Source organism: Pseudomonas sp. P867 (assembly GCF_019891455.1).
GTDB classification, from domain to species: domain Bacteria; phylum Pseudomonadota; class Gammaproteobacteria; order Pseudomonadales; family Pseudomonadaceae; genus Aquipseudomonas; species Aquipseudomonas synxantha_A.
Genome location: NZ_JAFLXB010000005.1, coordinates 197,842 through 221,462, shown reverse-complemented (window position 1 = coordinate 221,462; position 23,621 = coordinate 197,842). Strand labels below are relative to the sequence as shown.

Genomic DNA, 23,621 nt, shown 5'->3' with positions numbered 1-23,621 from the left:
AAATAATCCGTAAGCGAAGTTTTCCCGGATTGGCGCTAAGCCTGCAGGGGCATCACAAAACGCGGCAGTATACCCGAGCGTCATCGGCCAAAGGGCGCGACTGACGAATAGACGCCTGCTCTAAAACCGGGCAAATATGCCGTGCGGCTGGCCTGGGCGCTCAAGAAAGCCTAGAATTCAGCATCGTTTATTCCCAAGGTAGCCCTTCAATGTCCTTCGCTGAGCAACTAACCCGCCTGCAAGCCTTCCTCGACGCCGATGAGCTGCATGACGAGGCGCTGGACTACGTGGCCGCCCACGGCTACCTGACCGCCCTGTCGATCTGCTCCGAAACCGTCCCGGACCGTGAATGGATCGACGCGCTGTTCGCTGAAGAGCCTCATTACAGCGACGCCGCCCAGCGCGAAGAAATCGAATCCACCCTGATCGCCCTCAAGGCCCACATTGCGCGCCAACTGGCCTCCGACGAAGAGTTCGAGCTGCCATGCGACCTCGACCTGGGCGACCACCCGGACGACTCCGACCTGCGCGGCTGGTGCATCGGTTTCATGGAAGGCGTGTTCCTGCGTGAAGCCGCCTGGTTCGAGACCGCCGAAGAAGAAGTCAGCGAAATGCTCCTGCCGATCATGGTTGGTTCGGGCCTGTTCGAAGAAGAAGCAGAGTTCTCCGACATCGCCGCCGATGCCAACCTGATGGACGACATGATCGTGCAGATCCCGGAAGCCCTGACCGCGCTGTACCTGCTGTGCAACGCGCCTGACGAAAAACCGGCGATCCTCAAGCCACGTCACCACTGAGTCGCTTGCCCGTGGCACCCATGGGCGACCGCTCACTGCTCCTGCGCTACGTACTGCTGGCCATCGGCTGGCTGAGCGTAGCGCTGGGAGTGATTGGCATTTTCCTACCGGTATTGCCGACCACGCCCTTTCTACTACTGGCCGCCGCCTGCTTCGCTCGAAGCTCCCCGCGGTTCTATCACTGGCTGGTGGAACACCCACGGCTGGGCCCATGGATTCGTGATTACCTGGATGGCAACGGCATTCCACTCAAGGGTAAGGTCTACGCCATCGGCCTGATGTGGCTGAGCATCGCGCTATCCTGTTACCTGGTGCCGTTGCCGTGGGCTCGCGGCTTCATGCTGACCAGCGCCGTGCTGGTGACGATCTACATCCTGCGCCAGAAAACCCTGCCCCCGCGCTGAATGCACCTGCGACATTAGATCCCACGCGACCTTGGTCGACACTGACTAACAACAGGCATCATGCGAGACTGTCCAACCGGGCCCGGAATGCCCGGGTGTTCTTATGCTCGGAGTTACCATGACGCTGTCCAGCGGGCTGATCGCCGCCGTTGCCCTGGCCTATATGGCCATTATGTTTGCCATCGCTTTTTACGGTGACCGCCGCCATGCGCCGCTGCCACCCCGGGTGCGTGCGTGGGTCTATAGCTTGTCGCTGGCGGTGTACTGCACCAGTTGGACGTTCTTTGGAGCGGTAGGCCAAGCCGCCGAGCAGCTGTGGGCATTTTTACCGATCTACCTGGGGCCGGTGCTGTTACTGGTGTTGGCGCCTTGGGTACTGCAGAAGATGATCCTGATCAGCAAGCAGGAAAACATCACCTCCATCGCCGACTTTATCGCCGCTCGCTATGGCAAATCCCAATCCCTGGCGGTGGTGGTCGCGCTGATCTGTCTGGTCGGCGTGCTGCCCTATATCGCGCTGCAACTCAAAGGCATCGTGCTGGGCGTAAACCTGTTGATCGGCGCCGGCCCCGACACCACCGGTACCCGGGCTCAGGACACAGCCTTGATCGTGTCGCTGGTGCTGGCGCTGTTCACTATCGTGTTTGGTACGCGCAACCTCGATGCCACCGAACACCACCGGGGCATGGTGCTGGCGATTGCCTTTGAGTCTTTGGTCAAGCTGTTCGCATTTCTCGCGGTCGGCGCGTTTGTGACCTACGGCTTGTACGACGGTTTCGGCGATCTGTTCAGCCAGGCCATGCTCGCGCCGCGCCTGGAGGAATACTGGAAAGAAACGATCAACTGGCCATCAATGGTGGTGCAGACTGGCGTCGCCATGATGGCGATCATCTGCCTCCCCCGGCAATTCCATGTGACTGTCGTTGAGAACATTGACCCGCAGGACCTGCGCCTGGCCAAGTGGGTATTTCCGGCGTACTTGATCCTCGCCGCGTTGTTCGTGGTACCGATCGCCCTGGGCGGAAAAATGCTGTTGCCTGGTTCGGTGCTGCCCGACTCCTACGTGATCAGCCTGCCGATGGCCCAGGCCCACCCGGCCCTCGCCGTACTGGCGTTCATCGGCGGGGCTTCGGCAGCCACCGGCATGGTCATCGTGGCCAGCATCGCGTTGTCGACCATGGTCTCCAACGACATGCTGTTGCCGTGGTTGCTGCGCCGCTCCAGCGCCGAGCGGCCGTTCGAAGTGTTCCGCCACTGGATGCTCTCGGTACGCCGGGTGAGCATTGTGATCATTCTGCTGCTGGCGTATGTGAGCTACCGTCTGCTGGGCTCGACTGCCAGCCTGGCCACCATCGGCCAGATCGCTTTTGCCGCCGTGACCCAACTGGCCCCGGCGATGCTCGGTGCGCTCTACTGGAAGCAGGCCAACCGGCGCGGTGTATTTGCCGGCCTGGCCGCCGGTACATTCCTGTGGTTCTACACCTTGGTCCTACCGGTGACGGCGAAAAGCCTTGGCTGGTCGCTCAGCCTTTTCCCCGGCCTGACCTGGATGCACTCCCACCCATTCGGGCTGTCGGTGACGTCGCTGACCTTGGGTACAGTGTTCTCCCTGGCGGGTAACTTCACCCTCTTCGTCTGGGTATCGATGCTGTCGCGCACGCGAGTTTCCGAGCACTGGCAGGCCGGCCGGTTTATCGGCCAGGAAATCAACCAGCGCGCCAATGCTCGTTCCATGTTGTCGGTGCAGATCAGCGACCTGCTCAGCCTGGCTGCACGTTTCGTCGGCGAAGAACGTGCCCAGCAGAGCTTCATTCGCTTTGCCTATCGCCAGGGTAAAGGCTTCAACCCCAACCAGAATGCCGACAACGATTGGATCGCCCATACCGAGCGTTTGTTGGCCGGCGTACTCGGCGCCTCCTCGACGCGGGCAGTGGTGAAAGCCGCGATCGAAGGCCGGGAAATGCAGCTGGAGGACGTAGTACGCATCGCCGACGAAGCCTCCGAGGTGCTGCAATTCAACCGCGCCCTGCTGCAAGGCGCTATCGAGAACATTACCCAAGGCATCAGTGTGGTGGACCAGTCGCTCAAGCTGGTAGCCTGGAACCGGCGCTACCTGGAGCTGTTCAACTACCCGGACGGTTTGATCAGCGTCGGCCGGCCGATTGCCGACATTATTCGCTACAACGCCGAGCGCGGCCTGTGCGGGCCGGGTGAAGCCGAAGTGCACGTGGCGCGACGCCTGCACTGGATGCGCCAGGGCCGCGCGCACACCTCCGAGCGCCTGTTTCCCAATGGCCGGGTGATCGAGTTGATCGGCAACCCGATGCCCGGTGGCGGTTTTGTCATGAGTTTCACCGACATCACCGCGTTCCGCGAAGCCGAACAGGCACTGACCGAGGCAAACGAGGGCCTGGAACAGCGAGTGACCGAGCGCACCCATGAGTTGTCGCAGCTCAACGTGGCGCTGACCGACGCCAAAGGCGTGGCCGAATCTGCCAGCCAGTCGAAGACCCGGTTCCTGGCGGCAGTCAGTCATGACCTGATGCAACCCTTGAACGCGGCGCGGCTGTTCTCCGCCGCCCTCTCCCACCAGCACGACGGCCTGTCCGACGAGGCGCGGCAACTGGTGCAGCATCTGGACAGCTCGTTGCGCTCAGCCGAAGACCTGATCAGCGACTTGCTGGACATATCGCGCCTGGAAAACGGCAAGATCAATCCACAACGCCAGCCCTTTGTACTCAATGAGCTATTTGACACCCTGGGCGCAGAATTCAAGGCGCTGGCCCATGAGCAAGGTTTGCGCTTCCGTTGGCGCGGCAGCCGCCTGCGAGTGGACAGCGACATCAAGTTGCTGAGGCGGGTGTTGCAGAACTTTCTGACCAATGCCTTCCGTTATGCCGACGGGCCCGTACTGCTGGGCGTACGTCGACGTCAGGGCGAACTGTGCCTGGAAGTATGGGACCGAGGCCCGGGCATTCCGCCGGACAAGCAAAAAGTGATCTTCGAAGAATTCAAGCGCCTGGACAGCCACCAGACCCGCGCCGAGAAGGGCCTGGGCCTGGGCTTGGCGATTGCCGACGGCCTGTGCCGCGTGTTGGGCCATCGCCTGAGCGTGCGCTCGTGGCCGGGCAAGGGCAGCGTGTTTAGCGTGTGCGTGCCGCTGGCGCGCAACCAGGCCAGCCCGCAGCCAAAAGCCGCCGTGGAGAACGGCCTGCCCCTGAGCGGTGCGCGGGTGCTGTGCGTGGATAACGAGGAAAGCATCCTGATCGGTATGCGCAGCCTGCTGACACGCTGGGGCTGCGAAGTCTGGACCGCCACCGACCAGGCCCAGTGCGCAGCGCTGCTGGCCGACGGTATGCGACCGCAACTGGCGCTGGTGGATTATCACCTGGACCACGGCGAAACCGGCACCGAACTGATGGGCTGGCTGCGAGCGCAATTGGCCGAGCCTATTCCCGGCGTTGTGATCAGTGCCGACGGGCGCCCGGAGATGGTGGCTCAGGTGCATGGGGCGGGGCTGGACTACCTGGCCAAGCCGGTGAAGCCGGCGGCGTTGAGGGCACTGTTGAGCAGGCACCTGCCCTTGTAAAAGGGTCGTGCGTGGTCAAAATGTGGGAGGGGCTTGCCCACTCCCACATTTGGCCCCAAGTCTATTCGGGGAGATGCGCCACGCCATCCGAATCTGTCATCGCTCGCTCCAGCAAATCCGCCGGAAGGCTCTTGCTGGCTCGGGCGCCGAGCAACCTTAACTGCTCGGTACGGCTGACCAGATTCCCACGCCCGTCCGTCAATTTGTTGCGCGCCGCACTGTAAGCCTTGTCCAACTGCTGCAGCCGGTTGCCCACTTCGTCCAGGTCCTGGATAAACAACACGAACTTGTCGTACAGCCAACCGGCACGCTCGGCGATTTCCCGGGCGTTCTGGCTCTGACGCTCCTGCTTCCACAGGCTATCGATCACCCGCAGGGTGGCGAGCAAGGTGGTGGGGCTGACAATCACGATATGGCGATCGAAGGCTTCCTGGAACAAATTCGGTTCAGCCTGCAAGGCCGCGGAAAAAGCCGCCTCGATCGGTACGAACAGCAGAACGAAATCCAGGCTGTGCAAACCTTCCAGGCGCTTGTAGTCCTTGCCGGCCAAGCCCTTGACGTGATTGCGCAAAGACAGCACATGCTGCTTCAACGCCGCCTGGCCAATCACTTCGTCATCCGCCGCGACGTACTGTTGATAGGCGGTCAAGCTGACCTTGGAGTCGACCACCACCTGCTTGTCACCCGGCAACATGATCAGCACGTCCGGCTGGAAGCGCTCGCCATCCGGGCCCTTGAGGCTGACCTGGGTCTGGTATTCGCGGCCTTTTTCCAGGCCTGCGTGTTCCAGCACCCGCTCAAGAATCAGTTCCCCCCAGTTGCCCTGGGTTTTCTGCCCCTTGAGGGCGCGGGTCAGGTTGGTGGCTTCGTCCGACAGGCGCAGGTTCAGTTGCTGCAGGCGCTCAAGCTCCTTGGCCAGGGAGAACCGCTCACGGGCTTCGTTTTGATAGCTTTCTTCAACGCGTTTCTCGAAGGACTGGATGCGCTCCTTGAGCGGGTCGAGCAACTGGCCCAGGCGTTCCTGGCTGGTTTCGGCGAAGCGCTGTTCACGCTCGTCGAAGATTTTACCGGCAAGCTCGGCGAACTGCGCACGCAGCTCGTCCCGTGAGCCTTGCAGGTCAGTGAGGCGCTGCTGATGGCTCTCCTGTTGCTCGCGCAATTCCGCGCTCAGGGATGCGGCCAAGGCGTCGAGACGGCGCAGTTCGGTCTCCTTGGCGCTGCGATCGAGGTTCCAGGCATGGGCGGCATCGCGGGCGTTATCGCGGTCGATCTGCAACAGTTCGACTTCGCGACCCAGTGCCGCCAGGTCGGCCTGTTTGGCGGCGTTGGCCTGGCTCAGGTCGCTGATTTCATCGCGACTGGCATCCAGCTGGGCGGCGAGCCCCTCTTGGGCCAGTTGCGCGTTTGCCAGGCGTTCTTCCAGCAGTTCCCACCCGGTGTTGCGCGCGTTCAAGCGCCGCTGAATCTGCCAGCACAGCGCCAGTAACGGTACGGCTGCGCCAACGAGCCCCAAGGCAATACTGGTCCAGTCAAAAACCATAGCCATTTCTGCCATCACCAAAAAAGATCAAGGGTAACCAAGCACAGGGCCCGAAGACAGCTCAGTCTTCGACCTGGCGCAGTTCACTCTGGGCGCGACGATCGCCGGCGCGAGCGGCCGAGCGTAATAGATCATGACCAATGCGCCGGTCACGTGCGTTTCCGCACTCGCGGCACATCAGCTGGCCGAGACGACTCTGTGCGGCCACCACGCCTTCCCGGGCAGGCTGCTTGAGCAAACGCCCAGCGAAGTGCTTGACGTTGCGGCTCTGGCCCAGACGCGGGCTGTCGAGCAGCCACAGAGCGACCTTCAAGGAAAAACGCTTGGGTGCGGTAACAGTTTGAGTAGTGTCGGTAACAGAAGGTGATACTGAGCGAAACTTCATAAAGCACTGTGGGACAGAACGGAAGGCGCGCCACTCTACTCTTTTTTTCGTACAGGTAAAGCTGAAAAAAACCTGCACGCCCGTCCTAGAGCAAGCGCTTGGGACAATCCACAGAAGCTGTGGATAACTCAGTGGACAACCCTCCTTGAACTCGCGCAAAGGCCCATGGAACGGGGCCCCCGGTCAAACTGACGATTTTTTCACCAATAAAAAAAAGCCAGATTTTTCATTGACTTAAATTTTGATTACAGGCAAATAGGCGCCCTTCGCGGTGAGTGGCAGGAGGGTTACACATGCCGCAACCAATGTGCACAAGTAACTATTCAAGGGTTATATCGCCGGCGTTTTTTGATTCAACACGCGTTAAACATGTTACTGCCAGGACAAACCCGGGGGCTTTTCAAATCTGTCCCGGCTCGCCACACTGCGCCACCGTCAACGCAACTCTGTAGGGCCGATGAAAGGAATTCTGCTTTTCGCCATGCTGCTGTTGGCCATCTGCGCGACATCGTTGGGAATCAATGCAGCGCTACCCTCTCCGGACGGCGCGTTGTTCGCTATCGCGATTTTGCTCTCGGCCGCCTTTACCGCCGCGAGCCTGTGCATCGAACTGAGTGACGGCCGGATCAATGATCTTCACGAGGTCATGAAACTGATCGAGACCGGCCAGTCCTTGCGCCTGACGCTCGCCGCTTACGCACTGGGCTGCGCCCTGGCTGCGTCTGTGACCGTATTGGTCTATCGTGGACTGCTCGGCGGCTGATTAAAGTTTTTTGCCAACCCCCTTCCCTTCCCTGTTTCATTCCGTTACTATCCGCGGCGTTAGTACCAAGCTGAAAGTCAATTCTGGTCGTACAAGTCCCCTGAACCACACGGGATCGACCACCTCGATGGTTTCCAGGTATCGCTTGCGACGACACTGCCTTTGAACAAGCAAAGGGTGTCGCGAAGTTTACATACTCTGACCGAACCAACCTGCAAATTGATCAGGATCTTCACCCCGGGCCCAGAACCTTTGCCCCTGTTGTGTTGCCTGCCCTCCTAAGTACCTACCTGCCAGCCCAAGCGCGCCTAAATTATCAGCGCTTCAAACTGGCTGCTTTGTTCCAGTCAGGTTCTTCGTTTGATCAATGGTGATCAGCGTTACTGGAACGTTTTAACGTTGCACGGTTCTTATCCGTGTCATTTGTAGGAACACCAATAATATGAACGCTCAAATCCACACTCAGGATGCCATTCGCACCCTCACTAACGCTTTTGCCCCAATGAACTGCCTGATCATGGCCGCTCGCAAAGGCTGCTTCAGCTTCACCCTGGTCAATGAACACGGTATCGCTCGTCACAGCGAACGCCTGTACCCCGATCAATACTCCAGCGCAGAACCGCTGCAGGCCGTGATCGAGCGTACCCGTCAGGCACTGACTGCCTGATCGACCGAGTCGCTGAAAACAAAAACCCTGTCTGAAAAACAGGGTTTTTTATTGCCTGAAATTTGGCACGGGCCTGTATTTACTAAGCACCGATAGATATAAACGTTATAACTGAATAGATAAGATGTTTTAAAAACAGTCCTTTACATCATGAATATGACACTACACTTCAACTCAAGCGGCATCGTCCGCTTGCGACGGGCCTGAGATCCGATTCACCGCTGCCAAGCCCTCCTTCTCAGGCTCGTCAACCCCATTTATGGACTGAGGCTTGTATGGGTATTGCCGCCAGCGAATTGTGTCGTTATGTGATCAGGCCGACCTTGACCTACCTCGGCTGCCATAACCCAACAGCCGAGTCCTTGTTACTGGGGATCGCCGCCAGCCAGTCGGAACTGGGGTCGGCCCTGCATGATCGGCGCGGCCATGGCCTCTATAGCATCACTGAACCCCGCCACCGTGCCCTCTGGGACGAATACCTGGCGCTGGACCCGGAACGCGCAAGCCTGGTGCGCGGGCTTGCCAGTCAACACGCATTCCTGAGTGCGCCCCAGCTGGAGCTGACGGTAAACCTGCGTTACGCCACGGCAATCGCCTGGCTGCTGGTAGAACAACATCGCCCGGTACTCCCCGCCCCAGGCGACGTACTGGCCATGGCACGCATCTGGAAAGAAATATTTCACCCTCAAGGGCGGCTGCGGGATTTTACCCAAGCCTGGCAAAGCTGCGTCCCAACCATAAAACAGGTGATCTGCTGACCGGGCAAATTGCAAGATTCGGCAAAAAACAGCGAATCTGGTCGGATTGTCCTACAAAACCGCTCTATCTCCTGCATTACACCCTATAGCGCGATCGCAAATTTATTGTTACTTTCCGCTGCGGTGATCACCTCGGAGTTCTAATAATGAAAAAAGTAATGCTCAAGACCACACTTAGCCTCGCCGTTGCCATGGCATCCTCCCAACTATTCGCCAGCGGCTTTGCCCTGAACGAACAGAGCGTCAGCGGGATGGGTACTGGTTTTGCAGGTCGATCTTCTTCTGCCGATGATGCAAGCACTGTGTTCGGTAACCCTGCCGGTATGGCACGCCTGGAAGGTCAACAGATCACCGGCGGCGTTGCAGCCATTGATGCTTCTACTGATATCAGCGACGTCAGCGGCCGCTCCCGCGGCAGCAACAAAGGCGACATGGTGCCATTCACCGCCGTCCCTTTCGGTTTCTACACCAATAAACTCAACGATCAGTGGGCTGTCGGCTTCGGTGTCTATGCACCGTTCGGCCTGGTAACCGACTACGAAAGCGGCTTCCAGGGCCGTGGCTTTGGCAGCAAGAGTGAAGTGAAAGTCATCACCTTCCAGCCAACGGTCAGCTACGCCTTCAACGACCGTGTTTCCGTTGGTTTTGGCCCGACCATCAACCGCATCGCCGGCACCCTGGAATCAGACCTGACGCTGAACGCTCGCGCGCCAGACACCAACATCAAGATCAAGGGTGACGACACCGCGCTGGGCTTCAACATCGGCGTGCTGGTACAAGCCACCGATACCACCCGCGTCGGCCTGACCTATCACTCCAAGGTCAGCTACAAGCTGGACGGCCACACCGAAGTCACCGCACCAGCCGCGACCGCTGCCGCCCTGCGCAGCAATCGCTACGATGCGTCGCTGAAGATCGATACGCCTGAGTCCTACGACCTGTCGGTGACCCAAGACCTGACCGACGCCTGGAAACTCTATGCAGGTGCAACCTGGACACGCTGGAGCCGCTTGAAAGACATCACCGTCAAGAACGACGGCGTGTCCGGCGCAACAGGCGGCGCGCTCGCCCCTGCCTTGGTAGGCACTATCAAGGAAGACCAGAACTGGCACGATACCTGGGCCTATGCCGTGGGTACTTCGTATCAGCTCACCAAGCAAGTGGTGTTGCGTACCGGCCTGACTTTCGACCAGTCGCCTACCAACAACACGGATCGTTCGCCACGCATCCCGACCGGCGACCGCACGATCTTCAGCCTGGGCCTGGGCTACGAGGTCATGCCGAACATGACCATCGACCTGGCCTACTCCTACCTGAAGGAAGAAGACGTCAAGGTTTCGCGCTCCAACCAATTGGCCAGCTACAACGCCAAGTATGAAAACAGTGCCAACGGTTTCGGCCTGGGCATGACCTACAAGTTCTAAACCGCGACCGTATAAAAAAGCCCCGCTCTCCTGTGAAGGAGGCGGGGCTTTTCAGTGGCTGGTTATCAGGGTTTGGATGCTATCGCCTGCTCGACCGCCTTGATCAACTCCGGGCTGTCCGGCTTGGTCAGGCTGGAAAAGCTGGCGACAACATTGCCCTGGCGGTCAACCACGTACTTGTAGAAGTTCCACTTCGGCGCCGCGTCGGCCTGCTCGGCAAGGACCTTGAACAGATGCACCGCATCCGGCCCCTTGACCTTCTGCGGCTCGGTCATGGTGAAGGTCACGCCATAATTCACGTAGCAGACCTTGGCGGTCTCCTCCCCGGTCTTGGCTTCCTGCTTGAAGTCATCGGACGGCACGCCAATTACTTCCAGGCCTTCGCCCTTATAGCGTTGATATAAGCCTTCCAGGCCCTTGAACTGCGGGGCAAAGCCGCAGAAGCTCGCCGTATTGACGATCACCAAGGGTTTGCCAGCGAATTGCTGGCACAGGTCAATGGATTCCTTGGCCCGCAGTTTGGGCAATTGGCCCGCAAGCAGCGACGGGCAGCTGGCGGCCATGGCCACGCTGCCAACAGCCATTAGGACGGGTACAGCGAGCCAGCGCATCAACATGATCAAAGTCCTTGAGTCAGTTCAGGCATTGAACTTAACAGATCGCCATGCCCAGTTGCATCAACGCCAGGCCACCTTGCTGCCAACCCCACCAGGCCAGTAGCAACAGAAGCAACCCTGCCGCCATCACCATCAAGCGCACCGCTACCCTCATGCCGCCTCCATCTGCGCCTGCACACGCGCCACCGGCCGCTCACGCACCGGCCAGTTCAAGGCCGCGGCGAGCAGGCTGAGCAGAATCGCCACCTGCCAGATCAAATCGTAGTTGCCGGTTCGATCATAGACTACCCCGCCCAGCCAACCGCCGAGGAACGAACCGAGTTGATGGAACAGGAACACAATCCCGCCGAGCATCGAAAGGTTGCGTACGCCAAACAACGTCGCGACGGTGCCGTTGGTCAGCGGCACGGTGGACAACCACAGAAACCCCATCGCCATGCCAAACAGATAGGCCGTCACTTCAGTGACTGGCGCCCACAGGAACAACACAATCACCACCGCCCGCAGCAGGTACAGGCCAGTCAGCAAGCGCGGCTTGGACATGCGCCCGCCCAGCCAGCCAGCGGTATAGGTGCCGAACACATTGAACAGACCGATCAGGGCCAGCACCGTGGTGCCCACCGTGGCCGGCAGATGTTGGTCGACCAGGTACGCCGGCAAGTGCACACCGATAAACACAACCTGGAACCCGCACACAAAAAAACCGAAAGACAGCAGCCAGAACCCGGAGTGAGAGCAGGCTTCCTTCAACGCTTCGCGCAGGGTTTGCTGACCGACCGTGACCGGCAACGGCCGGTCCTTGAGCATGGCAACCAGCGGCAGGATCAACGCCACCATCAAGCCCAACGCCAGCAACGCTGCGGACCAGCCCAGCCAATCGATCAAGCCGAGGGTGCCGGGCACCATGGCGAACTGGCCGAAGGACCCGGCGGCGCTGGCAATGCCCATGGCCATGCTGCGTTTTTCCGGCGGTACGGCGCGACCGACCACACCGAGAATCACTGAAAACGAGGTACCGGACAGGCCGATGCCAATCAGCAAGCCTGCACTCAGGGACAATGACCACGCGGAGTCGGACATCCCCATCAGCACCAGGCCCACGGCGTACAACACGCCGCCGACAAACACCGCTCTGGTTGCGCCGAAACGGTCGGCCAAGGCGCCGGTAAACGGCTGCGCCAAGCCCCAGATCAAGTTCTGCAAGGCAATGGCGAAGGCGAAGGTCTCACGCCCCCAGCCGAATTCGCTGCTCATCGGCGCCAGAAACAGGCCGAAGCCATGCCGTACGCCCAAGGACAACGCCAGGATCAGCGCACTCCCCACAAGGATCCAACCGCTGGCGCGCCACATCGAGGTCATTTTTTATTCTCCGCTCGCGGGTATATACCCGCTTGTAGTCGAACAAACTGCCGTTCAGGCGAGTTCATCCAGCAAGGCCAACAAGGTTTCGCGCTTTTCAGCGCCGAGCTTATCAATCAGTTTCTGTTGCGCCGCTTCCCATGCCGGCAACGCGGCGGCCAATCGCTGCTGGCCACTTTCAGTCAACAGCACAAGGCGGTTTCGCAGGTCATCGCCCTCGACCAATTGCACCAACCCCTCGCCCTCCAGAACACGCAGGTTGCGCCCCAGGGTGCTGCGATCCAGGCCCATGGCTTCGGCCAGACTGGAAATGCTCGGTTGGTCGAGGCGCTGCAGGTTACACAGCAAAGAATACTGGGCGACGTTGATCCCGAAGCCGTCGAGAGCGCCGTCGTAATGCCTGCTGACGCCACGGGCGGCGCGTCGCAGGTTGGTGCATAAACATTGGGAAGCAAGCATAGAGCGTGTATATACCCGGAGTTAAGGAATTGCAAGAAAGCGTTACAGCACCAACCCGACCAGGACAGCGACTTCCAGTAGCTCCAATAGCGCGCCTGCCGTGTCGCCCGTGGTACCGCCAAGGCGCCTGATCATCAAGTGACGCAGCCCCATAAAGCACAGCGCCGCCAGCAACACCGCAATACCGCCGTTGAAACCACCGATCAGGATGCAGGTCAATCCGCTGAGGATCAGCACCTGCTGGCCGACAATCCGCGGTAAGTAGTCCGACAAGGCCTGGCCCAACCCTCCTGCCCGCACATAGCGCGTGGTAAGAAACAGCGCCAGCATCGAAGCCCGTCCGATCAACGGCGCCAGGATCAGGGCGGCGCCATTACGCTGCTCGATCAAGGCCACCAACGCGCTGAACTTGAGCAATAGCACCAAGCCCAGGGTAACCACCGCAATCGGCCCGCTGCGCGGATCTTTCATGATACTGAGCGTGCGTTCGCGATCACCAAAGCCACCCAACCAGGCATCGGCGCTGTCCGCCAGGCCATCCAGGTGCAGGCCACCGCTGAGCAGCACCCAGGCCGTCAGCAACAGCGCGGCGTGCAGCAGCAAGGGCGCGCCCATCAATACCAGGTTCAACCCCCACAGCAATAGACCGAACAGCAGTCCCACCAGCGGATAAAACAGTAACGAACGGCCTAGCTCCTGAGGCTGCGGCATACCCGGCAAGCGGATCGGCAGGCAGCTGAGAAATTGCAGGGCGATCCAGAACGGCAACATCGTCACGATCCTTCTTTCAGTACGCCGTCGGCACCGACCTGCAGGCTGAAAAGCGCGCCGTGGCCGACCTCGACGTTCAGCAGTTGCTCGCGCGGCATCCCACGCGCCCGGGCCAGCAGCAGGCGCATCACGCCGCCATGGCTGACCAACAACACGCGCTGGCCGGCGTAAGCCTGATGCAGGCGTGACACCGCGCCGAGCACCCGCTCGGAAAATGCACTGACAGGCTCGCCTTGGGGCGGCGTGAACGCGTAGGGATCGGCCCAGAACAAACCCAGCCCTTCGGCATCGGTCTCCATCAGCGCCGCGGCGCTCTGGCCTTCCCAGGCACCGAAGTGGAGTTCTTGCAAAGCCGGCTCAAGGCTGACCGGCAGGCCGAGCTGTGCTCCCAGCTCCTGGGCAAACAAGGCGCAGCGTTGCAACGGTGAGCCGATCAACCGATCCCATGGCCCCTGCCCCACCACCGCGGCTCGCATTTGCGCCCAGCCCTTGGCGGTCAAGGCATCGTCCAGGCTGCCGCGCAGGCCGCCGCCCAGCTCGGTTTCGCCGTGGCGCAGCAGATCCAGGTGCAAGGTCATGCGGGGCGATCTGCCACGGCCGCTTCGGCGAAGGTTGCCATCTGTCCGTGCAACGCACAGGCCAAACGCAACAACGGCACCGCCAGCGCCGCGCCGCTGCCTTCGCCCAGGCGCAAGCCCAGTTCCAGTAGCGGTTCGGCATCCAGGCTGTGCAACACATGGCGATGGCCCGGCTCGGCACCGCGATGCCCGAACACCAGCCATTCGCGGCACGCCGGGTTCAAGCGCACCGCCACCAGCGCGGCAACGCTGCAGATAAACCCATCCACCAGCACCACGATACCTGCCTGCGCACAGGCCAGGTAAGCGCCAACCAACGCGGCAATTTCAAAACCGCCGAGATTGAACAGCGTTTGCAACGCATCACCCCGTTGCCCGGCATGCAGCGCCAAAGCGCGCTCGATGACCGCGACCTTGTGGCTGACGCCCGCTGCATTCAAACCTGTGCCCGGGCCAGTCAGGTCGCTCACCTGGCAATCCAGCAATGCACAGGCCAACGCGCTGGCCGCGGTGGTATTGCCGATACCCATCTCGCCGCCGATAAACACCTGCGCACCGCGTTCCAGAGCGCGGTGCGCGCTGTCTCGGCCGGCTTGCAATGCCAACAGCCCTTGAGCCTGGGTCATCGCCGGGCCATCGACGAAGTTGGCCGTGCCCGCGCCGATATTCACATGACGCACGCCGGGCAAGTTCAGCGAGGGCGTCACCGTGCCAAGATCAATCACTTCCAGCTGCGCATCCAGTTGCCGCGCCAACACGCTGATCGCCGCACCACCGGTGACGAAGTTATGCAACATCTGCCCGGTCACTTCCTGAGGAAATGCCGACACGCCTTCGGCGACCACACCGTGATCGCCGGCAAAAATCGCGATCCACAGTTGCTCCACCGACGGCTTGACCTGGCCCTGCAAACCCGCCAGCTGCACCGCCAGCGCCTCCAGCTGGCCGAGGGAACCGGCGGGCTTGGTCAATTGTTGCTGACGCGCCAGCGCCTGTTCATGGGCCGCAGTATCAATGGCCTTGCAGGGGTTGAGCCACCAGGAGTCCGTCATAACGCAGTACCTTTCAAAGTCAGGGGCAGGCCGGCAACCGTCAACACCACACGCTGACACCGCTCGGCCAAGGCTTGATGCAGCCAACCGGCTTCATCCACATAGCGGCGAGTCAATTCGCCCAGCGGCACGACACCCAGACCGGTCTCGTTGCTGACAAAAATGATTTCACCCGGCAGCGAGGCCAGGGTTTGCAGCAGTTGATCGCGCTCGAACACCAGACGATCGCTATCGTCGAGCATCAGCAGATTGGTCAGCCATAACGTCAGGCAGTCCACCAACAGGCAGCGGTCGGTAGCGGCGTTTTCACGCAGCACATGCGCCAGCTCGATGGGTTCTTCAATCAGCCCCCAATGATCCGGGCGACGTTCGCGATGCAGCGCCACCCGCTGATTCATTTCACCATCCAGCGGTTGGCTGGTGGCGATATAAGTGACCGGCAAAGCGCTGTCGCAGGCGAGCTTTTCAGCCAGGCGACTCTTGCCCGAACGGGCACCGCCGAGGATTAATTGATACATGAGCAAATACCTTTTCCAGCCAGCCGAAAAAATTGCGATTGATACCATCCATTGTGGGAGGGGGCTTGCTCCCGATTAAGGTGTATCAGTCGATACCTCAGTGACTGTGAAGCACTTATCGGGAGCAAGCCCCCTCCCACATTTGCGTCCTATACATGCCGTCAAATCCCGCACAATCGACGCAATAAATCCGTATCCAGGTGGTTCTCCACCAAGTCCGCCAACCGCTCGATATCACGCTCGCGCAACCCGTGATAATCCACCTCTTGCACCTCCTGCAATCCGGCCCACCGCAGCAAGGCACTGCACGCCGCCGGTGTTTCGAACAGCCCGTGCAGGTAAGTGCCGAGAATCTGCCCATCAGCACTCAGCGCGCCATCGCTGCGACCATCCTCCAGCAGCACCGCAGCGCTGAGCAGGGCATTGCCTGATGTCACACCCGCGTGAATCTCATACCCACTCACTTCAGCGTCTTCGAGCACCAAGCGTCCGCGCACATTGCGCAGTTGCTTCTGCTCCTCCAGCGTTGTGGTAAACGCCAGCAGCCCGAGGCCGGCACTGGACCCGGCCACACCCTCCAGCCCAAGCGGGTCATGCACCTGCTCACCCAGCATCTGCAAACCGCCGCAAATCCCCAGCACCTTGCCGCCATAACGCAGATGCCGCGCCACGGCCGCATCCCAGCCATTGGCGCGCAAGAAGGCCAGATCGCTGCGTACGCTTTTGGAGCCAGGCAGGATGACCAGGTCAGCCGCAGGCATCGCCTGGCCCGGCCCGACAAACTGCAAATCCACCTGAGGATGCAGGCGCAGCGGGTCAAAGTCAGTGTGATTGCTGATACGCGGCAACACCGGCACCACCACCTTGAGCACGTGGGCGGCCTTGTCGATCTGGCGCTGGTCGATGCCGTCTTCCGCCTCCAGGTGCAGGTCCATCACGTAGGGCAACACGCCGACAACCGGCTTGCCGGTGCGCGCCTCCAGCCAATCCAGGCCAGGCTGCAACAGCGCGATATCACCGCGAAAACGGTTGATGATGAAGCCCTTGACCCGTGCCTGCTCGCTGGGCGACAGCAATTCCAGGGTACCGACCAGATGGGCAAACACGCCGCCGCGATTGATATCGGCGATCAACAGCACCGGGCAATCCACCGCTTCGGCGAAACCCATGTTGGCGATGTCATTGGCGCGCAGGTTGATCTCGGCCGGGGAGCCCGCACCTTCGACCATCACCACCGGATAGGCTTGACTCAAACGTGCGTGGGAAGCCAACACCGCCTGCATCGCAATGGCTTTGTAGTCGTGATAGGCCACGGCGTTCATGCTGGTCACGGCGCGACCGTGGATGATCACTTGCGAGCCGGTGTCGCTATTGGGCTTGAGCAGCACCGGGTTCATATCGGTGTGGGGTGCCAGGTTGGCGGCCTGGGCCTGCACTGCCTGGGCGCGGCCGATCTCGCCGCCTTCGGCCGTCACCGCGCTGTTGAGCGCCATGTTCTGCGGCTTGAACGGCACCACCGCGACACCCTGGCGCACCAGCCAACGGCACAACGCGGTCACCAGGGTGCTCTTGCCGGCGTCGGAGGTAGTGCCCTGCACCATCAGCGTACTCATGTGGCGTCCTTGTATGCGGCCAAAGCCTCGTCCAGCCGCAACCAGTCGGCTTCGGTGTCGGGCAAGCCGAAACGCACGCTGCTGTCGTGCACAAACAGGCGCAGCAGGATGCCGCGCTGGGCCATGAATTCGTGCAGGCGCTCGGCATGAGGCGTGATCAACCACTGGAACAATGCGCAGCCGCCGTGAGGTTGAAAGCCTCTGCGCTCAAGCAGTTCGAACAAGCGCTGGCCCGCTTCGATGCATCGATTGCGCTGGCGGGTGTGCCCATCCGTATCGCGCAGGCACACTTGGCCCAATACCCGCGTCGGCCCGCTGACTGCCCAGGGCCCGACCTGTTCGGCCAGCAACTTGAGCAACTTGCGTTCGGCCAGCACAAAGCCCAGGCGTACACCCGCCAGGCCGAAAAACTTGCCGAACGAGCGCAGTACGATCAGACCGACCTGATCGGCATGGCTCGCCAGGCTTGAATCGGGGGTCACGTCCATGAACGCTTCGTCCACCACCAGCCAGCCCCCGCGCTGGACCAGCCGCGCGTGCCAGTCCAGCAAGCGTTGCGGGGGCAGGCTCAGGCCCGTGGGGTTGTTGGGGTTGACCACCACCAGCACATCGAGGCTGTCGAGAAAGAAGTCGACCTCCTGCTCCTGCACTTCACGCACCACATAACCGGCGCGGCGCCAGGCTTCGGCGTGCTCGGCATAGCAAGGCGAAAGCACGCCGACCTTGCCGGAGCGGCGCAGGCGCGGCAGTAACTGGATCGCGGCCTGGGAGCCCGGCACCGGTAACAACTGGGCGGCGCCGTAATACTCGCAGGCGGCCTTCTCCAGGCCGTCATCGGTTTCCGGCAAGCGGGCCCAGGCACGCAGCGGGATCTCGGGAATCGGCCACGGCCAGGGCGCCAGGCCACTGGAGAGATCAAGCCAATCCGCTTCGGCAATCCCGTATTCAATCGCGGCCTTTCGCAGCCGACCACCGTGTTCAAGCATAGATTTGCGCCCCTACGCACAAGACCAGCAGCCATAACCATACGCCGCGCTGCACCAGGTGCCAGCCACGATCAATGGAGTCGGCATCGGCCGGCGGGCCTTCGCCCAACTGCGGGCGCTGATGCACCTCGCCGTGATAAATCGCTGCGCCACCGAGTTCGACGCCCAACGCACCGGCACCGGCAGCCATCACCGGACCGGCGTTAGGGCTGTCCCACGTCGGGCCCTGGGTGCGCCAGCATTTGAGAGACAGGCGGGTTTTGCCCAATAGCGCGTAGGTCAAGGCCACCAGCCGCGCAGGAATGTAGTTGAGCACATCGTCGATCTTTGCAGCCGCCCAGCCAAAACGCTCAAAGCGCTCGTTGCGATAGCCCCACATGGCGTCGAGGGTGTTGCTCAGGCGATAAAGCACCACGCCTGGCACGCCTGCCACCACAAACCAGAACAACGCGGCGAATACCGCATCGCTGCCGTTCTCCAGCACCGACTCGGTTGCGGCGCGCGCAACTTCGGTGCGGTCCAGTTCGCTGGTCTGGCGACTGACCAGGTAACTCACGCGTTTGCGTGCCTCATCCAGATCATCGCTGCGCAGGGCCTGGGCCACCGGCGTCACATGCTCGCCCAGGCTGCGCATGCCCAAGGCGCAGTACAACGCCAGGATTTCCAGGAGCCAGCCGATATATGGCGCCCACGATAACGCGGTGGCCAGCAAGGTCAGAGGCACCACTGCGATAAACCACGCGGTCACGCCATGGCTGCGCCAGCCACGCCCACCGCTATTGAAACGCTGCTCGATGCGCCCGGCGAAGTTGCCGAACGCCACCAGCGGATGCCAGCGCCTGGGTTCACCCAGCAGCGCATCCAGCGCCACCGCAGCGACACACAGCAAGGCCACACTCATTGACTCACTCCCCACTTGTTTTCATACAGCATGTCACTCAGCGGCCGCGGCTCGGTCCAGCCTTCGAGCTGCAACATCGGTGCCGGGTAGAACTCAGCCACCGGCCCCAGGCACAGTACGGCCAGGGGTTTCGCGCCGGCTGGCAAGCCCAGCAGTTCGGCCAACGCCAGGGGTTCGAACAGCGACACCCAGCCCATGCCCAGGCCTTCCACGCGCGCCGCCAGCCACAGGTTCTGGATTGCGCAAGATAGAGACGCCATGTCCATTTCCGGCAAGGTGCGGCGCCCGAAGATGTGGCGCTCGCGATCATCCATCAGTGCAGCCACCAGCACCTCGGCGCAGTCGCTGATGCCTTCGACCTTGAGCTTCATGAAGTCATCGGAGCGCTCGCCCAGGGCCTGCGCGGTGCGCGCGCGCTCTTCTTCCACCAACTGTTGAATCTGCCTGCGCAATGAGCGGTCGCTGATGCGGATAAAACGCCACGGTTGCATCAGGCCTACACTGGGTGCCTGGTGCGCGGCCTGGAGCAGGCGGTGCAACAGTTCCGGGGTGACGCTGCCGCCGGTGAAGTGGCGCATGTCGCGGCGTTCGGCGATGGCGCGGTATACGGCCTGGCGGTCGGCCTCGGGGAAGGCGTTGTCAGTCATGGCCTCATCGGGGGCAAGCCCCCTCCCACATTGGATTGGGTTTCAACTCGGTCAACTGTGGGAGCTGGCTTGCCTGCGATAGCGGTTTCAAGGTCTGGCGCGAACAACGCGGCCACCGCGCCAGGATTCGACGGAAAATAAAAGTGCACGTAGGAAGCGGTCAGCCGCCCTTGTCGGTAAACCGCTTCAGCCCCGCGCCCGCCGTTAGGGCTCAGGCCACGGGAGATCGGCGCCAATGCGGTGCTGGTCAAGGAGTGGTGATAAGTGTGCCCGCGCAACGTGCCTTCCGGCAATTCGACACTTTGCAGGGCCAGTGCCGCGAGTTTCTTTTGCATCACCGCATCGCCTGGCAGCACGCCAAGCAGTTCGGCTCGGGCGCCCTCTACATCCGTCAGCGAATCGAGCAGATAGAGCATGCCGCCACATTCGGCGAGCAGTGGCTTGCCGGCGGCGTGATGAGCACGGATGGCCTCCAGCATCGAGGTGTTTGCCGACAGCGCCTGGTGGTGCAGCTCCGGGTACCCGCCTGGCAGGTAAAGGCTGTCTGCCTGCGGCAGTTGGCGATCATGAATAGGTGAGAAGAATGTCAGCTCTGCGCCCATGGCCCGCAGCAAATCCAGGCTGGCGCCATAGGTAAAGGCAAAGGCTTCGTCACGGGCGACGGCGATACGCACACCGGCAAGTAACGGTTCGGCCTTGATCACTTCGGGCGCGGCAAAGGTCACGGGGGGCGGCAGGGCCACTTCGCAGCTGCTGCCCAATGCCTGGGCGGCAGCATCCAGGCGTACATCGAGGTCATTGAGTTCGCTGGCTTGCACCAGGCCCAGGTGGCGGCTCGGCAGTTCGATACCGGTCTCGCGGGATAACGCGCCGTACCAACGCAAGCCCTCCGTGAGGCTGCCTTCGAGCAACTGGGCATGGCGCAGGGTGCCGACACGGTTGGCCAGCACGCCGGCGAACGGCAGGTCGGGCTGATAGCGCGCCAGGCCCAGGGCCAGGGCACCAAAGGTCTGGGCCATGGCAGTCCCGTCGATCACCCCCAGCACTGGCACGCCGAAGTGCCGCGCCAGGTCGGCGCTGGAGGGGGTACCGTCGAACAGCCCCATCACGCCTTCGATCAGGATCAGGTCGGCCTCCCCCGCCGCTTCCCACAGCAGACGACGACTTTCCTGCTCGCCCACCATCCACATGTCCAATTGATACACCGGCGCACCGCTGGCGCGCTCGTGGATCATCGGGTCGAGAAAGTCCGGCCCGCATTTGAACACGCGCACCTTGCGCCCCAGGTTGCGATGCAAACGGGCCAGCGCAGCGGTGACCGTGGTTTTGCCTTGGCCGGACGCCGGAGCGGCGATCAAGACGGCTGGGCATTGGCGGGGCTGATTCAAAGTTCAACGCCCTTCTGTGCCTTGATACCGGCCTGGAACGCGTGCTTGAGTATGCCCATTTCGGTGACGGTGTCGCCCATTTCGATCAATTCAGGCTTGGCACCACGGCCAGTGACCACCACATGCTGCATCGGCGGGCGGGCTTGCAGGTCGCTTAGTACCTGGTCCAGGTCGAGGTAGCCGTGCTTGAGAGCGATGTTCAGTTCATCCAGCACCACCAGGCCAATGGAAGGGTCATTGAGCATTGCCCGCGACACCGCCCAAGCTGCTTCGGCGGCGGCGATATCGCGTTGACGATCCTGGGTTTCCCAGGTGAAGCCTTCGCCCATGACGTGGAAGCGAACTTGCTCGGGGAAGCGCCGGAAGAACAGCTCTTCGCCTGTGCTGTTGCGGCCCTTGATGAACTGCACCACACCGCACTGCATGCCGTGGCCCATGGCGCGGGCCAACATGCCGAAGGCCGAACTGCTCTTGCCTTTGCCGTTGCCGGTCAATACCAGCAACAAGCCGCACTCATTCGGCGAATTGGCGATGCGCTCGTCGATCACGGCTTTTTTGCGCAACATGCGCGCCAGGTGGCGTTCGTCGCGGTCGGGGGAATCGGTCATGGCAGCTCTCCGTTGGGGCTGGACAAAAACGGCGGGCAGGAAAAAGAAAAAACAGACAGCCAAGCATCGCCCACCGTGATGCTGTTGAATGTTCAAGGCCGGTCTCCGGACTCATGAGTGGCGCGTCTTGTCGAAGCAGCCGAGGGCGCGCCTTCCCATATCGCGGGCGATACAGTGGCAAACAGCACCGTCTTGACTCATTTACCGTTGCGGGGGCAGCGCCGGAATCGCGGCAGCACTGTGTACAAGTGCGCTCGCTCACCGGCTTCCCTGTTTCACCCTGTCGACGCGCACGCCACAGAGCACCTGGAACAAGCCGCGAAGGTTAGTGGGTTGGGGGTGGAGCGTCAATTAAAGCTGGCCTTGTACTTGAACCATCCGTACAGCGTGCTTCTCTACCCTTACAGGTATCAAGGAGAAAACCATGCCTAAAACCCGACTGGCCTTACTGATCATGCTCACCGGCAGCCTCGCCGCCTGCGGCGAAAGCTCTACCTTGCAAGTCTCCGATGGCACCGGGCCCTCGCCCAAACTGCCGGAGCCGAACAAGACGCTGATTCCCACCGTCAACATCGCCCCGGCGATCGGTTGGCCTGAAGGCGCCAAGCCAACGGCTGCCGCCGGCACCCAAGTGGCCGCATTCGCCGAGGGCCTGGAGCATCCACGCTGGCTCTACGTACTGCCCAACGGCGACGTGTTGGTGGCCGAGACCAATGCGCCACCCAAGCCAGACGACACCAAAGGCGTGCGGGGTTGGGTGATGGAAAAAGTCATGGGCCGCGCCGGTGCCGGTGTGCCGAGCCCGAACCGCATTACGTTGTTGCGCGATGCCGATCATGACGGCGTGGCCGAAACGCGTACGGTATTTCTGCAAAATCTGAATTCGCCGTTTGGCATGACACTGGTGGGCAACGACCTGTACGTGGCGGACTCGGACAAGTTACTGCGTTTTCCTTATCAGCCAGGTGAAACCGCAATCACATCCCCAGGCACAACAGTCGTGGAGTTGCCAGGTGGCCCCTTGAACCACCACTGGACGAAAAACGTGGTGGCCAGCAAGGATGGCAGCAAGTTGTATGTGAGCGTCGGCTCCAACAGCAACGTTGGCGAAAACGGCCTGGACGTCGAGCAAGGCCGAGCTGCAATCTGGGAAGTCGATCGCGCCACCGGCCAACACCGCATTTTTGCCTCCGGTCTGCGTAACCCCAATGGCATGGCCTGGGAACCACAGAGCGGCAAGCTGTGGACGGCGGTCAATGAGCGCGATGAAATCGGCAGCGACCTGGTGCCGGACTACATCACCTCGGTCAAGGATGGCGGCTTCTATGGCTGGCCCTTCAGCTATTACGGCCAGCATGTGGATGTTCGCGTCACGCCGCAAAACCTGGACTTGGTTGCCAAAGCCATCGCGCCAGACTACGCGGTAGGCCCGCACACCGCTTCACTGGGGCTGACCTTCGCCGAGGGCAGCAAGTTGCCTGCGCAATTCAGCAACGGCGCGTTTATCGGCCAGCATGGTTCGTGGAATCGCAAGCCGCACAGTGGTTACAAGGTGATTTTTGTGCCGTTTGAAGGGGGCCAGCCGAAAGGACAGCCGGTGGATGTGCTGACGGGGTTTCTCAACAGCGACGAGAAAGCCATGGGCCGGCCGGTGGGCGTGGTGATTGATCAGCAGGGTGATTTGCTGGTGGCTGATGATGTGGGCAATAAGGTGTGGCGGGTTTCTGCAGCCAAGTAACCCATCTCAAGAGCATTGCAAATAATGTGGGAGGGGGCTTGCCCCCGATTGCGGTCTGT

At 61.3% G+C, this 23,621-nt stretch carries 23 protein-coding genes and 1 riboswitch; of the genes, 8 read left to right on the top strand and 15 right to left on the bottom strand.

Translation table 11 applies throughout. The features are described 5' to 3' along the window. The first annotated feature begins 209 nt into the window (after positions 1-209). From J1G33_RS11760 to J1G33_RS11750, 3 genes are all read left to right on the top strand, one after another. The gene (locus J1G33_RS11760; RefSeq protein WP_223018132.1) at positions 210-797 is read left to right on the top strand and encodes a YecA family protein; all 588 of its coding nucleotides are present in this window, start codon (positions 210-212) and stop codon (positions 795-797) included. A 20-nt stretch (positions 798-817) separates the two neighbouring features. Next, entirely contained in the window at positions 818-1,201 is a 384-nt protein-coding gene (locus J1G33_RS11755; RefSeq protein WP_103733678.1) for a YbaN family protein, read from the top strand. A gap of 118 nt (positions 1,202-1,319) precedes the next feature. After that, positions 1,320-4,790: a PAS domain-containing hybrid sensor histidine kinase/response regulator gene (locus J1G33_RS11750; RefSeq protein WP_032880045.1), complete on the top strand. Its 3,471-nt coding sequence runs from the start codon at positions 1,320-1,322 to the stop codon at positions 4,788-4,790. A 61-nt stretch (positions 4,791-4,851) separates the two neighbouring features. Here J1G33_RS11750 and rmuC read toward each other — a convergent pair whose 3' ends face one another. Both rmuC and J1G33_RS11740 read right to left on the bottom strand, forming a co-directional pair. Next, positions 4,852-6,216: a DNA recombination protein RmuC gene (gene rmuC / locus J1G33_RS11745; protein WP_177327436.1), complete on the bottom strand. Its 1,365-nt coding sequence runs from the start codon at positions 6,214-6,216 to the stop codon at positions 4,852-4,854. A gap of 175 nt (positions 6,217-6,391) precedes the next feature. Next, entirely contained in the window at positions 6,392-6,715 is a 324-nt protein-coding gene (locus tag J1G33_RS11740; RefSeq protein ID WP_032880044.1) for a hypothetical protein, read from the bottom strand. A 457-nt stretch (positions 6,716-7,172) separates the two neighbouring features. Between J1G33_RS11740 and J1G33_RS11735 the strand changes: the two genes are divergently transcribed. The 4 genes from J1G33_RS11735 (at position 7,173) to J1G33_RS11720 (ending at position 10,327) form a co-directional block, all read left to right on the top strand. After that, positions 7,173-7,478 (top strand): hypothetical protein, encoded by a 306-nt coding sequence (locus tag J1G33_RS11735; protein WP_032880043.1) that lies wholly within the window; start codon positions 7,173-7,175, stop codon positions 7,476-7,478. Between the two features lie 442 nt (positions 7,479-7,920). Beyond that, positions 7,921-8,145 carry a hypothetical protein gene (locus tag J1G33_RS11730; RefSeq protein WP_005790139.1) on the top strand — a complete coding sequence of 75 codons (225 nt, stop codon included), beginning with the start codon at positions 7,921-7,923 and terminating at the stop codon, positions 8,143-8,145. A 275-nt stretch (positions 8,146-8,420) separates the two neighbouring features. After that, on the top strand, positions 8,421-8,903 hold the full coding sequence (locus tag J1G33_RS11725; RefSeq protein ID WP_223018131.1) for a hypothetical protein: 483 nt from the start codon (positions 8,421-8,423) through the stop codon (positions 8,901-8,903). A 146-nt stretch (positions 8,904-9,049) separates the two neighbouring features. Further along, positions 9,050-10,327, top strand: coding sequence for an outer membrane protein transport protein (locus J1G33_RS11720; RefSeq protein ID WP_032880041.1), 1,278 nt, complete (start codon positions 9,050-9,052; stop codon positions 10,325-10,327). A 65-nt stretch (positions 10,328-10,392) separates the two neighbouring features. Here J1G33_RS11720 and J1G33_RS11715 read toward each other — a convergent pair whose 3' ends face one another. From J1G33_RS11715 to cobO, 13 genes are all read right to left on the bottom strand, one after another. After that, the gene (locus J1G33_RS11715) at positions 10,393-10,944 is read right to left on the bottom strand and encodes a glutathione peroxidase (RefSeq protein ID WP_223018130.1); all 552 of its coding nucleotides are present in this window, start codon (positions 10,942-10,944) and stop codon (positions 10,393-10,395) included. Between the two features lie 150 nt (positions 10,945-11,094). Further along, positions 11,095-12,294 (bottom strand): MFS transporter, encoded by a 1,200-nt coding sequence (locus tag J1G33_RS11710; protein WP_223018183.1) that lies wholly within the window; start codon positions 12,292-12,294, stop codon positions 11,095-11,097. A gap of 63 nt (positions 12,295-12,357) precedes the next feature. After that, a complete protein-coding gene (locus J1G33_RS11705) occupies positions 12,358-12,762 on the bottom strand; it encodes a MarR family transcriptional regulator (protein ID WP_005790150.1) in 405 nt (134 codons plus the stop codon). Positions 12,763-12,804: 42 nt separating this feature from the next. After that, positions 12,805-13,533 (bottom strand): adenosylcobinamide-GDP ribazoletransferase, encoded by a 729-nt coding sequence (locus J1G33_RS11700; protein ID WP_223018129.1) that lies wholly within the window; start codon positions 13,531-13,533, stop codon positions 12,805-12,807. Between the two features lie 2 nt (positions 13,534-13,535). Continuing rightward, entirely contained in the window at positions 13,536-14,111 is a 576-nt protein-coding gene (cobC, locus tag J1G33_RS11695; RefSeq protein WP_148852742.1) for an alpha-ribazole phosphatase family protein, read from the bottom strand. Then, entirely contained in the window at positions 14,108-15,163 is a 1,056-nt protein-coding gene (gene cobT / locus J1G33_RS11690) for a nicotinate-nucleotide--dimethylbenzimidazole phosphoribosyltransferase (protein ID WP_032880037.1), read from the bottom strand. Before cobT ends, cobC begins: the two co-directional genes overlap by 4 nt. Next, on the bottom strand, positions 15,160-15,681 hold the full coding sequence (gene cobU / locus J1G33_RS11685) for a bifunctional adenosylcobinamide kinase/adenosylcobinamide-phosphate guanylyltransferase (protein WP_032880036.1): 522 nt from the start codon (positions 15,679-15,681) through the stop codon (positions 15,160-15,162). The genes cobT and cobU overlap by 4 nt, the downstream gene beginning before the upstream one ends. Before the next feature lie 161 nt (positions 15,682-15,842). After that, positions 15,843-17,294 carry a cobyric acid synthase gene (locus J1G33_RS11680; RefSeq protein WP_223018128.1) on the bottom strand — a complete coding sequence of 484 codons (1,452 nt, stop codon included), beginning with the start codon at positions 17,292-17,294 and terminating at the stop codon, positions 15,843-15,845. Then, positions 17,291-18,280 (bottom strand): threonine-phosphate decarboxylase CobD, encoded by a 990-nt coding sequence (gene cobD, locus J1G33_RS11675; protein ID WP_223018127.1) that lies wholly within the window; start codon positions 18,278-18,280, stop codon positions 17,291-17,293. The genes J1G33_RS11680 and cobD overlap by 4 nt, the downstream gene beginning before the upstream one ends. Further along, positions 18,273-19,181, bottom strand: coding sequence for an adenosylcobinamide-phosphate synthase CbiB (cbiB, locus tag J1G33_RS11670; RefSeq protein WP_032880032.1), 909 nt, complete (start codon positions 19,179-19,181; stop codon positions 18,273-18,275). Before cbiB ends, cobD begins: the two co-directional genes overlap by 8 nt. Continuing rightward, complete coding sequence (bluB, locus tag J1G33_RS11665) at positions 19,178-19,828, bottom strand: 5,6-dimethylbenzimidazole synthase (protein ID WP_078821987.1); 651 nt, start codon at positions 19,826-19,828, stop codon at positions 19,178-19,180. The genes cbiB and bluB overlap by 4 nt, the downstream gene beginning before the upstream one ends. After that, entirely contained in the window at positions 19,825-21,216 is a 1,392-nt protein-coding gene (locus J1G33_RS11660) for a cobyrinate a,c-diamide synthase (RefSeq protein ID WP_032880028.1), read from the bottom strand. Before J1G33_RS11660 ends, bluB begins: the two co-directional genes overlap by 4 nt. Next, positions 21,213-21,824 (bottom strand): cob(I)yrinic acid a,c-diamide adenosyltransferase, encoded by a 612-nt coding sequence (cobO, locus tag J1G33_RS11655; RefSeq protein ID WP_223018126.1) that lies wholly within the window; start codon positions 21,822-21,824, stop codon positions 21,213-21,215. Before cobO ends, J1G33_RS11660 begins: the two co-directional genes overlap by 4 nt. 78 nt (positions 21,825-21,902) lie before the next feature. Next, a riboswitch (cobalamin riboswitch) is annotated at positions 21,903-22,149 on the bottom strand. Positions 22,150-22,248: 99 nt separating this feature from the next. On the opposite strand from cobO, the gene J1G33_RS11650 reads away from it, so the two are divergent. Beyond that, positions 22,249-23,562: a sorbosone dehydrogenase family protein gene (locus J1G33_RS11650; protein WP_078821988.1), complete on the top strand. Its 1,314-nt coding sequence runs from the start codon at positions 22,249-22,251 to the stop codon at positions 23,560-23,562. Positions 23,563-23,621 lie beyond the last annotated feature (59 nt).

Coding starts and splice junctions, on each gene's coding strand:
- J1G33_RS11760 (WP_223018132.1), top strand. CDS start 210: ATGTCCTTCGCTGAGCAACTAACCCGCCTGCAAGCCTTCCTCGACGCC.
- J1G33_RS11755 (WP_103733678.1), top strand. CDS start 818: ATGGGCGACCGCTCACTGCTCCTGCGCTACGTACTGCTGGCCATCGGC.
- J1G33_RS11750 (WP_032880045.1), top strand. CDS start 1,320: ATGACGCTGTCCAGCGGGCTGATCGCCGCCGTTGCCCTGGCCTATATG.
- J1G33_RS11740 (WP_032880044.1), bottom strand. CDS start 6,715: ATGAAGTTTCGCTCAGTATCACCTTCTGTTACCGACACTACTCAAACT.
- J1G33_RS11735 (WP_032880043.1), top strand. CDS start 7,173: ATGAAAGGAATTCTGCTTTTCGCCATGCTGCTGTTGGCCATCTGCGCG.
- J1G33_RS11730 (WP_005790139.1), top strand. CDS start 7,921: ATGAACGCTCAAATCCACACTCAGGATGCCATTCGCACCCTCACTAAC.
- J1G33_RS11725 (WP_223018131.1), top strand. CDS start 8,421: ATGGGTATTGCCGCCAGCGAATTGTGTCGTTATGTGATCAGGCCGACC.
- J1G33_RS11720 (WP_032880041.1), top strand. CDS start 9,050: ATGAAAAAAGTAATGCTCAAGACCACACTTAGCCTCGCCGTTGCCATG.
- J1G33_RS11715 (WP_223018130.1), bottom strand. CDS start 10,944: ATGTTGATGCGCTGGCTCGCTGTACCCGTCCTAATGGCTGTTGGCAGC.
- J1G33_RS11710 (WP_223018183.1), bottom strand. CDS start 12,294: ATGTGGCGCGCCAGCGGTTGGATCCTTGTGGGGAGTGCGCTGATCCTG.
- J1G33_RS11705 (WP_005790150.1), bottom strand. CDS start 12,762: ATGCTTGCTTCCCAATGTTTATGCACCAACCTGCGACGCGCCGCCCGT.
- J1G33_RS11700 (WP_223018129.1), bottom strand. CDS start 13,533: ATGTTGCCGTTCTGGATCGCCCTGCAATTTCTCAGCTGCCTGCCGATC.
- cobC (WP_148852742.1), bottom strand. CDS start 14,111: ATGACCTTGCACCTGGATCTGCTGCGCCACGGCGAAACCGAGCTGGGC.
- cobT (WP_032880037.1), bottom strand. CDS start 15,163: ATGACGGACTCCTGGTGGCTCAACCCCTGCAAGGCCATTGATACTGCG.
- cobU (WP_032880036.1), bottom strand. CDS start 15,681: ATGTATCAATTAATCCTCGGCGGTGCCCGTTCGGGCAAGAGTCGCCTG.
- J1G33_RS11680 (WP_223018128.1), bottom strand. CDS start 17,294: ATGAGTACGCTGATGGTGCAGGGCACTACCTCCGACGCCGGCAAGAGC.
- cobD (WP_223018127.1), bottom strand. CDS start 18,280: ATGCTTGAACACGGTGGTCGGCTGCGAAAGGCCGCGATTGAATACGGG.
- cbiB (WP_032880032.1), bottom strand. CDS start 19,181: ATGAGTGTGGCCTTGCTGTGTGTCGCTGCGGTGGCGCTGGATGCGCTG.
- bluB (WP_078821987.1), bottom strand. CDS start 19,828: ATGACTGACAACGCCTTCCCCGAGGCCGACCGCCAGGCCGTATACCGC.
- cobO (WP_223018126.1), bottom strand. CDS start 21,824: ATGACCGATTCCCCCGACCGCGACGAACGCCACCTGGCGCGCATGTTG.
- J1G33_RS11650 (WP_078821988.1), top strand. CDS start 22,249: ATGCCTAAAACCCGACTGGCCTTACTGATCATGCTCACCGGCAGCCTC.